Genomic DNA, 12,956 nt, shown 5'->3' with positions numbered 1-12,956 from the left:
ATTTCTTCGGGAATTAAGAACAAATCCCACACATATTTATTGATTACTTCTGCTGTCGAGTAGCCTGTAGTTTTTTCGCAAGCTTGGTTAAAGCGGACAATCCGTCCTTGGCTGTCGAGAACTACAATTAAGCAAGCCGTCGTGTCAATTACTTTGGAAATAATATTACGTTCTATTTCTAGTTTTTGTGCTGCGGACTTTAAGCCAGCATACCAAGCGCTAACCATTGCAGCGGCCAAAAGTAAGATTGCAGGAGCTGCCTGGAAGGAAAACAGTAACAGAGTTGTCAGCAGTAAAGCCGTGCCGGCACTAAATGTAGCAATACTGTAAGATTTAATGGGTAAGGGCAAGACCTCAAACTGGCTCATTTTTGTTGACCTGTAGCGATGGCGCGATCGCACTATTGCTTGTGTTGATGAAACAACCTTGTTAAAACTTAGTTAAAACTAAGTATTTATTTTTTCTATACAAAACCACATTTGTCGGTCCTGTGCCATCTTCCCAGAGACAGATTGGCAGGGGGATTTATGCTGAATCAACTGCTATCATAGATTCAGGGAAAAATTAGATTATCTAATTTCTGGGAGCAATAAGCGAGTGAATCACAAGCTGGCAAAAATTATCGGGTTATTTTTCGCAGCAGCCACCCTCTTTGGATTTGTCGGTTACGCGCTGCAAAATCCCAACTTCGCCAGCAACTCAGCGATATCGATCGGCTTCCCCAATCTTACCACCCTGGCCGCCGGGGCGATCGACAACAAACGATCCCAAATCTATCTCAACGGAATTTGGCAATTTGTCCCCGCCGTTGGCAACCCCCAAAACCCTCCCGTCTCCCCAAGTTGGGGTTCCATCCAAGTACCCGGAGACTGGCAAAAAGAAAACAACGAATCCGTACCCGGAATCCTCACTCGCGGCAACGGCAAAGATTGGGAAAACTTCAACAGCAAACAACTTTCAAAAGCTTGGTATCAAAGAAATATAGACATTCCCGGCGACTGGACAAACCGCAGAATTTTTCTCGACTTAGCCAGAGTCAGCACAGATGCAGTCATCTTTGTCAACGGCATTAACTGCGGTGAAATCCCCTGGCCTTACGGCACTATTGAAATTACCAAAGTAGCAAAACCAGGTCAAAACACCCTATCTATTTTAGTGGTGGCAGTATCCGATGAAAAGGAAAAAGCCGTCATCATGGGCCCCACAGAAATCTACACAGAAAAATTCAACTTGCAATCGCGGGGAATCATCGGCGAAGTGCGACTTCTGAGCCTTCCCCCAGGCCCGCTAATTAGCGACGTATTCGTCCAAACTTCCACCCGAAAAAAGCAAGTTAAATTAGATGTAGAACTCAAAGACGTTGCCCAAAACGGTCAAGTTGAATTAATCGCGGAAATGCTCGACGAAGAAGGCAAAGTACAACAAAAATTCACCGCAAATTCTAAGGTTCAAGCTAAACCCATTCAAACCCTACAAGTTCAGTGGAATTGGCCAAATCCCCGTCTTTGGGATGTCGGGCAACCCAACCTTTACACCCTGCAATTAGAAGTAAAAGGCAGCGGCATAGACACGCAATACTACCAACCTTTTGGCTTCCGCGAATTTTGGATAGAAGGGCGCAAATTTTTCTTAAACGGAACTGAATTTCGGCTGCGACCAATCTTGCACTCGGATACTTGGCAAGGCGGGACATTAGAAGTTGCTGATAGCCTAATTGATGGCTACGTAAAAGCAGGTTTTAACATAACAGAAATGTGGCCTTGGAATCACGACGAACGGGGTAGATGGCACTTCAGAGAGTTATTTTCCGAAAGAGCAGACCTCAAAGGTTTTCCCATTATGGCCCCCGCTTTAGATATTAGTCCTATCGCTTGGAACGGCAAGTGGAAAAACCCTTACTGGAACGACCGCTGGAAAGCCCGAATGGTGACAGAAATGCGCCGCTACCGCAATCATCCATCAGTATTAATGTGGGCGACAAGTCCTAATTTTTTCGGCAACGCTGACGACCTAAATCCCCGTCGCATCGGCAAAAGCAAAGTAGAAGGAACTCTCAGCCCCTCAGAAAACCAGCGTTTGCGGGTGAACACTCCCCTAGGAAATGACGCTATAGGTGCGATTAAATCGGCAGACCAAACCAGACCTGTGATGGTACACCAAGGCGCCCACTTCGGTGATGTTTATGCGCTGAATACTTATTTAAATATGATTCCCTTGCAAGAACGGGAAGAGTGGATTTCTGAGTGGAGTAAAACCGGAGAAATGCCCTACATGGCAGTCGAGTTTGGGACTCCTCTGCACGCAACGATGATGCGGAACCGCAAAGGTTTTGGTCAGGTGATTCTCAGCGAACCTTGGATGACTGAGTTTGCCGCAATTTATTTTGGCAAGCAGGCTTACGATTGGGAAACGGCCGTTTATAAATCTAAAATTCGCGAGCAGTTTGTCAGCGGTCAGGAGTATCAAAACTGGCATGGTAAAAAAGAGTTAGATTTTGCACCAGCTTTTCAAAAGTTGCAGCACTTATTCAGTACAAATACTTGGCGGAGTTGGCGGACTTTTGGAATGTCTGGGGGGATGATTCCTTGGAATGACGGACATGGTTGGGAAGTTTCCGAAGCTGGTCGAAAAAAGGTGGAGATTGGGGCATTTCTACCGGGTCGCCGGGGAGTTTATTTGAAGCAAATCTCGAATAATCTTCTGAATTATTTGCAGCCGGAAGCTTACACTGTTCATCCAGGGGGCGAGGCAATTATGAAGAATAATAGCTCGACTTTGGCTTGGATTGCTGGTGCTAGCCCGGCTTTTACCGCGAAAGATCGCAATTTGTTTGTAGGCGGAAAACTGGCAAAGCAAGTAGTGTTAATTAACGATACGCGGGCGGCGCAAGAATTTTCGTTTAAGTGGCAGGTTTGGGTAGGGGGAAAAGAAGTAAAAAAAGGCGATAACAAAGGGATAATTGCTCCGGCAGGCACGCTATTTTTCCCAATAGGCGTAAATTTGCCAAATACCATTTCTAGCAAGGCTGACGGCGAAATTCGCTTGACGGCACGGGTGGGCGAGCGATCGCATTCTGATACATTTGCTTTCCGCGTTTTTCCCAAACAATCTAACATCAAAGATTCGGTGACAATTTTCGATCCAGCGGGCAAAACCTGGGCAATGTTAAAACAGTTAGGTTATCAGCTTGTACCGTGGAACGGTTCGCAAGTTTCATCGCTATTAATTATCGGTAGAGAAGCATTTTCTAGCGGGGAAAAAGTGCCGGGAAGTTTAGAAAATTTTGTGCGAAACGGCGGCAAAGCAATTGTGTTTCCTCAGCGGAGGCAATGGCTGGAAAATACGGGTTTCCGGGTTGCTGCCCACGTCAGCCGCCGCGCTTATCCAGTTGACAGCAACCATCCGGCAATTAGCGGTTTAGACAGTGAAGATTTGCGGGATTGGGTGGGGGAAAGCACGCTGGTTGAAGCTTATCCAGATACGATCCAAACTGGCCCTAATTTGAGTCCGGCAAATAAACCTTGGTACGGCTGGCATTGGGGAAATCGCGGCGGTGTCAGTAGCGCTTCTATTGAGAAGCCGCACCGCAGCGGTTGGCGCCCAATTTTGGAATCTGAGTTTGATTTAGCTTATTCGCCGCTGATGGAATTGGATTACGGAAAAGGGCGGCTGATTTTAAACGAGTTGGATTTGGAAGACCATTATTCTGTAGATGCTGGGGCGGCGCAGTTAGTGCAACAAATTGTGAGTTACGGGATGAATTCTCCGGTGGTTGGAAAGCCGGATAAAGTGGTTTTAATAGGGGGAGATGAAGATGCCCAAAAGTTGGATAGTTTGGGGGTAATTTATCAGCGTGCTAGTTCGCTTTCTAATGATGTTGGTTTGGTGATTGTGGGGAGAGAAGCGAATCTGAAAGATGCAGATTTGCGCGGTTATTTGAATGCTGGCGGGAAGGCGTTTTTCCTGCCGCGTCAAGTGCCTGCTGCGGGTTTGGGCGTGGATTTGCAGCAAGCGAAGGATTTCGGCGGTTCGCTGGCGGTTCCGAGTTGGGATGAGGTGAAGGGGGTTAGCGCCTCAGATTTGCGATCGCGCTCTTTTTATGATACTTGGTTGATTAAGTCTGGGGGAGAAGTCGGTGCTGACGGTTTGTTAAGTCGGGTAAAAGTTGGCAAGGGTGTGGCGATTTTCTCTCAGATTGAACCGGACAGTTTGAATGCTGATACTAAGACTTATTTGCGTTTTACTCGCTGGCGGCAAACCAGGGCAAATGCTCAGATTTTGGCTAATTTAGGGGCGAGTTTTAAGGCGGATGGTTCTGTGTTTAATGGTTCGAGTCGGGAGTTTTATCACTGGGATTACAGAACGGATTTTGAGAATGGGGATGATCCTTATCGGTATTATCGATGGTAGGATTTTTTAACCGCAGAGGGCACAGAGGACGCAGAGGAAGAGAAGAGAGAGATGAATAATGCTGATTTTATTATACTGTTAAATATCAAAATCAAAGGTCAAAGTGACGGCGGAAGCGGGGGTCTAGTTTGTCGGTTTTCTTTTGGTTGCAGGTGCCGCAGAGGGTTTGCAAGTTGCTGATGTCGTTGCTGCCGCCGCGCGCTAGGGGGATGATATGATCGATCGTCAGTTGGGTTTCTAGTTTCGTTTGGCCGCAGCTTTGGCACTGGTATTTATTGCGGGTGAAAACGTATTTTCTGACTTCGGGTGGAATGGGAATTCTAGGGGTTTTAGTCATGAATTGTTCTGTTGATTTTCTTGATTGAGAAGTTGGCGGCGCAAATCGTCAAGTGGTGATTCTGGCGGGCTGATTTCTAATTGATTGTTTTCTGGTGTTTCTTCAACGTCTGGTTCGTCGGGGCAAAACTCTATAGTGACATTGAGTTTGAGCTTAATCTTTCCTTTCTTCCAGCCCTGAGCACCCACTCTGAGAATTTCACAATCTATACCTTGACCAAACCATTCTTCGTATGACCAATTTTTTTGCGGATGATTGCAAGGAACATCTATATTTAGGTTTTCTTTTCTTAATAAATCATCAAGTGTTTCTCCTAAATCCCACTCAGACAAAAGTTTATTTACTGTTTTCCTGAGTTTTTCCATTTTTAGCATTGTCATACCGAAAGATACAGCATCATCATTGCCACAGTTGTGGAAATCTAATTTATTTTTCATATTAATCTCTAAGTTTTTTTAACTGTCATCCTAACTATTTTAGAGTAGCATCTCTCTTTTGACAATAGCCCCGGCGAATAGAATTCGCGTCTATACAAACAATGTCCGCCTGCGCGGACTAAGAATGTTTTATTTCAACCAGCGAAGGCGGGTTTTGTCTGTGTAGGCGCGATTTCCAATCGCCGTAATTCCGCCAAAATTGCAATCATTCACCATCCACCGAAACGCTATCATTTTGTCCAATTACAGGCAACAAATGCTCGTGCAACTTCATTGCCTGCAAACAACTATTAATGCCCGAAACTGCCCGATCGTACTCTTTGATCTTTTCTTCATTCTCAGCTTGCCGCCGCAGATTCCCAGCAATCTTTTCCTCCGCCTCCTGTGCCAAAGTTTGCTCCAAATAATCGCGGGCTTGACTGTATTTCTGCAAAATATCATCAGCTTGCTTTTGGGCCAGCGGCAACAAATGCTCTTTCAGGGTTTGGTTGACAGTTTGGCGGAAAGTTTGCCGAATAGTTCTCGATACTTTCGGCTCAAAATCTAGCCGCAATAATTGCCGAATTGCCGGTTGGGCGTCCACCATGTTTTCGCAGTCGAAACCTTGAGAAGTTTGCTGCAATGTTTCCCGGAATTGATAAATGGAAAATGTGCCTTCGTCGTAAAAACGGGGACTTTCTCGCACGTAGCGATCGCACTCAACGCCCGCCGCATTTACCAAAGCATCAGAAACCCGCTTTGATAACTCCTCTAACTGCTGTTCAATTCCCCCATCGTTCCCCAACAACCGATAGAGTAATCGATAGTATTCCGACTTGCGAACGCTATCTTTCAAATACTGAAAATAATTATCAACAAGTGACTTAGTAGCCTCTACTAAAATATCTTCCAACTGATTGGCTAAATAGTAAAGTGCCTCAACTAAAACAGCAATTAAAGGTGCTGTCGCATTGCGGGGATGATTCCGCAAAGTGCGTCCGTAAGCCGCCTCAACAGAAAATCCATCTAACAATTCATCCAAGCGCCGGCTCATCCGAGATTGCAGTTGCCGAAAGTCTGTATCGAAAATATCGCATTTATTCATAATCATTTCATTGACTTCTTCGGCGATATGTTCCCGAAAATCCTGTCCGACTTGCTGCAATTCTTGATTTAGCCGCAAAAGTTCTTGTGCTTTCATTGCTTCAATTTCGCGGGGCTGGCTGTCCAAATTCCGCTGAATTGTTTGGTAATGTTTCCGCAGTTGAATGCACAAGTCTTCTAAGTCGTCAGCTAAATTTTTGAACAGTTGCGGGCGTTTTTCTTCTGTGAGGTAACGGGTGATGGCTGTGCGAAAATCTTCGATACCGCTATCTTGAATTAATTGAGCAATTAATGGTTGTCCTTGTTCTGCAAGAATCCGCACGTAGTTTTCATTGGGTGTTTCGTAACTGTTAACTGAAATGCGAAATTTGCTTGGAGATAACTTGCCGGAATTCGCACAGTAGCGATTAAATTCACTAACAAATTGCGGAGTTTCTTCACTATTACCGAGCAATTCAGAATCTAATTTATCATCTCCAGAAACTCGCCCTTGACTGCTGGCAAAGATTGTATTTAAACCAAAGCGATCGCGCCCTGTTGTCCCTCGAATCAAACTCCCGTAAAATCCCAACAATCCGCTAGTTTTGTAAACTCTCGCAGTATCGCGAAAGTCGGAATTAATCAGATTTTCTAAGCGCTGTCGCAGTTGCGTGTTGTACCAAGTTTCGTCGATGCGGTTGAAAATGTAAAACAGCCGATCGCGAATTCCCGGATTTCCCCGTGTCTTTTCCATCAACTCGGTTTCTTCCGTCGTCATTTCCCCAGACGAAGCCGCTTTCAAAACGCAGACAACCGCCGAAGTATCGGGGCTTTCAATCTTATCATAAGTCAATTCTGCATCCCGCTGCACCGGCGCATCAATTCCCGGCGTATCGATAATAATATTGCCATCTTGCAGCAGCGGATGATAACAGTAATATTCCACTCGCTTGAGTACAGCACTGTTACTACCGCGACGCGCATAACTAGCCGCTTCCTTGAGATTGGAAAAGTTAAACTGTTCCATAGAGTAGGTAGCGTTTTCGAGAGTTTGGATGCGATCGCGATTAGCCTCAAAACCTTCTAACAGCAGCATCAAAGCCTTAGCTTTTTTGGCTACCTCGGATTTATTTTCGCCGCCTTCCCTCTCAATAATTATGTTACATCCCTGAGACAACAGCGACACTACATCTGTTTGATTAATATTAATTTCAGTAGCTAAACCTAGCTGATGGCAAAGCACAGAAGCTTGCTGGCTAATCTCAAACTCGCTCAAAAAAGTTAGAACAACGCGCTCTTTTTCCGGCTCAGCAAAGGCGATATAACATTCCGTACCTGTCGCGTGTCCTTCTGCACTGTAGAGCAATTCCCGCTCCAGCAAAGCATTAATTAGCATTGATTTTCCCGCACTGAAAGCGCCCGCAAACACAATTTCAAACTCAGGAGAAATTGCCTTTTTCAGAGAAGCTTGTACCGCCGTAATATCTTGTTGTCGCAAAGACGATTCCTGACGCAGCAGTTGCAGTAAAGAGTCTACTTGCTCTTGCAGATTGTTGCATTGAGGGGCCATTTGAGTCATCGCTGCAGACTGCTCCTGATTGTGGGAAAATTACCTTAGTTTTAATTCTCTGCTAGTTCAGGAATAATCACAACAGTAATTTTACTTATGCGATTCAGGATTGCTGAAAGTGCGATCCTCTTCGAGGGCTGCGCTAACGGCTATTCTGGCGACAAATCCTATCGTTTACGGTTGTTTCGGAATTATTAAACCGCAGAGGCCGCAGAGGGCGCTGAGTTAGAGAAGAGAGAGAGGAATAAGAGGAATAATTGGTATGCCCACGGATTTGATATCATCTATTTACAGCCAAGTGGCTAAATGTGATATGTCAGTAAAATTTAGCCAAGCATCTCCTAATTTTTCGTACACAATTAGTAGTAAGGCGCGCATTATTGCGCCCCTAGAAAATTAAACTGGCGCCTTGCTTACTCTACATTAAACCGATAAATCCTGACGCGGTTTAAAAGACTCAACCTGCCGCAACTTTTCGTATAATTCCCGTTCCTCCTCACTAATTTCTTTGGGAATTAACACCTGAATTTCTACTAATTGATCGCCCCGATCACCATTTCCTGTCGGATAGCCCTTGTTAGCCAGCCGCAACCGCTTTCCAGACGTTACTCCCGGTGGCAATTTCATCTTTACCAAGCCGTCCAGCGTCGGTACTTCAATATCTCCGCCTAACACCGCTTCGCTGGGAGTCAGTGGCAATTCGCAGCAAACATCCGACATTTCCAATCGAAAAAATGGATGGGGAGAAACCGTGATTTTTAAATATAAATCTCCGCCGCCAATACCTTGATTTCGCAAGCGAATCCGCTGGCCTGATACCATAGCAGGAGGCAGATTTACCTCGATCGCTCGCCCGTCTTCCAAACGAATTCGCTCAGTACCGCCCGAATAAGCCCTTTCCAAAGGCAGAGTTAGCCTGGCTTCAATGTCTCTTCTTGGTTCGCGATCGACTGTTTCTCTAATTTCCCGTCGCATTTCGCGATCGGCTATATCCCTTCTGATTTCTCGATCGACTATCTCCCGTCGCATTTCTCGATCGACTGTTTCTCGTCGCATTTCGCGATCTTCTGTTTCTCGTCGCATTTCGCGATCGTCCACATCCCTTCTAGGTGGGCGAGAATTAGCAACATAACTCGTTTTCTTAGAAGCCGTACTCCACGGTTCAGAGGAGGCTACTCCCGGTGCATCATTCGCTGTCGCCATCCTCACTTCCCGGCGCCTTCCGAGCACTTGGTCGAGAAATTTATTAAAATCCGAGTAATCACTAAAATCGACATCTTCGGCCGGTTTTTTCCGGGTAGTTTTACTGTTTCCCCAAGTTTTGAAATTGGGAAGTCGCACCCCTTGCTTACCTTGAAATCCCTTTTGTTTCCAAAATTTACTAAACTGATCGTATTGAGCGCGCTTGTCTAGATCGGAAAGAATATCATAAGCTTCATTAATATCCTTAAACCTATCTTCAGCAGATTTATCACCTGGATTTACGTCAGGGTGCAACTGTCTGGCTAGCCGTCGATAAGCTTTTTTTATCTCATCAGCCGTGGCATCTTTGGGCACTCCCAAAATTAGATAGTAATTGCGAAAATTCTGCATAGTTAGTCATTAGTCATTAGTTATTAGTCATTAGTTATTAATTATTAGTCATTAGTCATTAGTCATGCTGCTTCCCTGCTTCAAACTAGGGACTAATGACTAGGGACTAATGACTAACCACTAATTACAACCAATCGTCGTCATCATCCCAATCGTCGCTTTGATTTTGATAAGGGCGAGTGGGGCGATTAGCACTGCTTCTACGATCGCCCATACGATCGCCCATGCGATCGCCGGTGCGATCGTAGGGTCGATCGTAGGGTCGATCGGGAATTGGATCGACAGTCGATCGCCTGTACGGCTTAGGATTGGTATAATAGCTGCTGTCATCGCTGCGCCGCTTGGTACTGTCGCCCGTAAAAGTCCGCTTCACAGACTCAAAGAAATCGTCATCATCGTCATCCATCGCAAACGCGGAAACTTCCCGGCTCAAATCGTAAAGAGCATCCTGCAAATCCGAACCAACTTGGTCAACTCCCCGCTCATCATTGCGTTCCAAACTGTCTCGCAATTCACGAATTAAAGTTTCAATTCGCTGGCGGGTTCTTTGAGCAAACTGCATTCCGCGATCGAGCGCAACTTCCCGCAACTGCCGCTCGGCTTGATAAGCTAAAGCTTCAGCGCGATTGCGTTTTTCCACCTTTTCCCGCTGCAACTTATCGGCTTGAGCAAATTGTTCCGCATCGCGAATCATTTGATTCACTTCCTGCTGAGTCAGCGTCGAAGCACCTTGCACAGTAATGCTTTGTTCCCTGCCGGTTGTTTTGTCCAAAGCAGTCACCAACAGCATCCCGTTAGCATCAATATCAAAAGCTACTTGCACCTGCGGAATCCCTCGCGGTGCCGGCGGAATTCCAGTTAGTTTAAACCGTCCCAAAGACTTATTATCTCTGCCTAATTCCCGTTCCCCTTGGATCACGTGAATTTCTACCACAGTTTGGTTGTTTTCAGCAGTCGAAAAAATGTCCGATCGCCTGACGGGAATAGTAGTATTCCTCGGAATCAGTTTTTTCATCACCCCGCCGATAGTTTCCAAACCCAGCGACAGCGGCGTCACATCCAACAGCAGCACATCGCGGACATCCCCACCCAAAATACCCGCTTGAATTGCCGCACCCACCGCCACAACTTCATCGGGATTCACATTTTGATTTGGTTCTCGATCTATCAAACTGCGAACCACTTCCTGCACCAAAGGAATGCGAGTCGAACCGCCGACTAGCACAACTTCATCAATGCGAGAAGGACTCAAATTTGCATCCGCCAAAGCTTGTTTGACTGGTCGCCGCAGCCGCTGCACCAAATCTGTGCACAACCCCTCAAATTGACCGCGAGTCAGCCGCGTTTCCAGATGCAAAGGCCCATCTTCATTCGCATCGATAAACGGCAAATTAATCTCCGTGACACCGACTCCCGACAGTTCAATCTTGGCTTTTTCTGCCGCTTCGATCAAGCGCTGCAAAGCTTGGCGGTTGCGACGCAAATCAATTCCTTCTTTTTCTAAGAATTGATCTGCCAACCAGTCAACTATTTTGGAGTCAAAATCATTGCCACCTAATTGAGTGTCGCCGCTAGTTGCTTTAACTTCAAATACTCCGTCTCCCACGTCTAAAATCGACACATCAAAAGTACCGCCGCCCAAATCAAACACTAAAATAGTTTGACTTTCTCGCCTCTCCAAACCGTAAGCCAAAGAAGCCGCTGTCGGCTCATTTAAAATCCGTTTGACCTCAAGTCCGGCAATTCGTCCCGCATCGCGCGTCGCCTGTCGCTGCGAGTCGTTGAAATAAGCGGGAACAGTAATTACAGCCCCCGTTACCTCTTGTCCGAGATAGCGACTGGCTTCATCGGCCAGTTTCCGCAAAACCATCGCCGAAATTTCCTCTGGGGCAAAATCTTTTTTCAGGCGGGGACACTTGATTTTAATGTTCCCGTTTTCGTCCCGGCGAGTTGTGTAAGGGACGCGCTTTGATTCTGGAGTCAGTTCGGTATATTTGCGTCCGATGTACCGTTTAACGGCGTAAAAGGTGTTTTGCGGGTTGAGAACAGTCTGGCGTCTGGCCATCTGTCCCACCAGGCGTTCTCCTTCCTTTGTGAAAGCGACTACCGAGGGAGTTGTCCGCATCCCTTCTGCATTGGCAATCACAACCGGTTTGCCGCCTTCCATGACGGCTACTACTGAGTTTGTTGTTCCGAGGTCAATGCCAACTACTTTACCCATGCGTCAGTTTTCTCCTGTGGCGTTGTGTGTAGCCTTTTCAATATAAGCGTTAAGTATGATTGCATTTATTGTACCGCGTCGAGAAGCGGGGGCTGCAGGGGGATTGCCTCACTTGGGGCCCTGGCTGGGGTTGGCTGGGTACGATCGCTCCGCTGTTGGATCTGCGATCGCCTTTAGGAGTAAGAGTGTCAACTTGGGCAAGCCGTGTATGTCCATGTTTAGAGAGCAAAAAAAGTTGAGAATTGATTAACTACTGCCTTTTGCTAAACTAAAAGCAGCTAGCAGGATTGTTGAGCGAACAGGAACATAAAAATATGACTGTCAACTCTGTTCAAAATTCCGAAGCCTGTCAAGAACACTCGATCGTTGACGTGCAGCATACCAACTGCTGCATTGTCGGAGGTGGGCCTGCGGGTGCTGTTTTAGCATTACTTTTAGCGCGGCAAAACATTCCCGTCATGCTGCTAGAAGTACACAAAGATTTCGATCGAGAATTTCGCGGCGATACGCTGCATCCCTCAGTAATGGAAATTATGGAGCAATTGGGTTTAGCAGAAAAATTGCTGGAATTGCCCCATACAAAAATGCACAAACTCACCATCCAAGCTGCTGGAAATACCGCCACACTCGTAGATTTGACCAGTCTCAAAACCAAGTATCCTTACATCACTATCCTTCCCCAAGTCAAGTTTCTCGAATTCATCACTGCCGAAGCGCAGCGCTACCCCAGTTTCCAGCTAGTAATGGGAGCTAATGTCCAAGAAACGATCGTAGAAAATGGGGTTGTGTGCGGAATTCGATACCGGGGACGCGGGGGATGGCATGAAGTGCGATCGACCCTCACTGTCGGTGCAGACGGTCGCTTTTCCCGCCTCCGCCAATTAGGAGGTTTTGAACCGATTAAAACTTCCCCGCCGATGGATGTCCTGTGGTTTCGTTTGCCGCGCAGCCCGCATGATGTCAAAGATTCCGGCGTGGGAGGTCGAGCTGTTGGAGGTCATTTATTAGTCACGATCGACCGATTGGATTATTGGCAACTCGGTTACATTATTCTGAAAGGCAGCTATCAGAAATTGCGCGAATCAGGAATAGAAGCTTTGCAAAAATCTGTTGCTGAATTAGCACCAGAATTTGCCGATAGGGTCGAGCAACTGAAAGATTGGTCGCAAATTTCTTTTCTGTCGGTAGAATCGAGTCGCCTTCCCCGCTGGTATCGTCCCGGTTTGCTCTTAATTGGGGATGCCGCTCACGTCATGTCGCCCGTAGGCGGTGTGGGAATTAACTATGCTATTCAAGATGCTGTCGTCGCGGCTAATGTACTCAGCG

At 46.4% G+C, this 12,956-nt stretch carries 9 protein-coding genes; 3 read left to right on the top strand and 6 right to left on the bottom strand.

Translation table 11 applies throughout. The features are described 5' to 3' along the window. Positions 1 to 368, bottom strand: a 368-nt coding sequence (locus QUA45_RS25165; protein WP_333222468.1) for a PAS domain S-box protein, incomplete at its 3' end; no start/stop codon positions are given. 229 nt (positions 369 to 597) lie between these two features. Between QUA45_RS25165 and QUA45_RS25160 the strand changes: the two genes are divergently transcribed. After that, the gene (locus QUA45_RS25160; RefSeq protein WP_333222466.1) at positions 598 to 4,410 is read left to right on the top strand and encodes a sugar-binding domain-containing protein; all 3,813 of its coding nucleotides are present in this window, start codon (positions 598 to 600) and stop codon (positions 4,408 to 4,410) included. Positions 4,411 to 4,501: 91 nt separating this feature from the next. Here QUA45_RS25160 and QUA45_RS25155 read toward each other — a convergent pair whose 3' ends face one another. The 5 genes from QUA45_RS25155 to dnaK all read right to left on the bottom strand — a co-directional run bounded on the left by QUA45_RS25155 (position 4,502) and on the right by dnaK (position 11,630). Continuing rightward, positions 4,502 to 4,747, bottom strand: a complete 246-nt coding sequence (locus QUA45_RS25155; protein ID WP_333083209.1) for an HNH endonuclease — start codon at positions 4,745 to 4,747, stop codon at positions 4,502 to 4,504. Next, positions 4,744 to 5,184, bottom strand: coding sequence for a KGK domain-containing protein (locus QUA45_RS25150; RefSeq protein WP_333222464.1), 441 nt, complete (start codon positions 5,182 to 5,184; stop codon positions 4,744 to 4,746). The genes QUA45_RS25155 and QUA45_RS25150 overlap by 4 nt, the downstream gene beginning before the upstream one ends. 205 nt (positions 5,185 to 5,389) lie before the next feature. After that, the gene (locus QUA45_RS25145; protein WP_333222462.1) at positions 5,390 to 7,825 is read right to left on the bottom strand and encodes a dynamin-like GTPase family protein; all 2,436 of its coding nucleotides are present in this window, start codon (positions 7,823 to 7,825) and stop codon (positions 5,390 to 5,392) included. Between the two features lie 414 nt (positions 7,826 to 8,239). Continuing rightward, positions 8,240 to 9,409 carry a J domain-containing protein gene (locus QUA45_RS25140; protein WP_333222460.1) on the bottom strand — a complete coding sequence of 390 codons (1,170 nt, stop codon included), beginning with the start codon at positions 9,407 to 9,409 and terminating at the stop codon, positions 8,240 to 8,242. A gap of 124 nt (positions 9,410 to 9,533) precedes the next feature. After that, on the bottom strand, positions 9,534 to 11,630 hold the full coding sequence (gene dnaK / locus QUA45_RS25135; protein WP_333222458.1) for a molecular chaperone DnaK: 2,097 nt from the start codon (positions 11,628 to 11,630) through the stop codon (positions 9,534 to 9,536). A gap of 55 nt (positions 11,631 to 11,685) precedes the next feature. Between dnaK and QUA45_RS25130 the strand changes: the two genes are divergently transcribed. Both QUA45_RS25130 and QUA45_RS25125 read left to right on the top strand, forming a co-directional pair. Continuing rightward, entirely contained in the window at positions 11,686 to 11,880 is a 195-nt protein-coding gene (locus QUA45_RS25130) for a hypothetical protein (RefSeq protein WP_333222456.1), read from the top strand. Positions 11,881 to 11,944: 64 nt separating this feature from the next. Beyond that, the coding region (locus QUA45_RS25125) for an FAD-dependent oxidoreductase (RefSeq protein ID WP_333222454.1) at positions 11,945 to 12,956 on the top strand (1,012 nt) is incomplete at its 3' end.

The organism is Microcoleus sp. Pol12A5 (genome assembly GCF_036701435.1).
Classification (GTDB): domain Bacteria; phylum Cyanobacteriota; class Cyanobacteriia; order Cyanobacteriales; family Microcoleaceae; genus Microcoleus.
The sequence above is the reverse complement of the archived record's forward strand: the minus strand, read 5'-3'. Positions and strand labels throughout refer to the sequence as shown.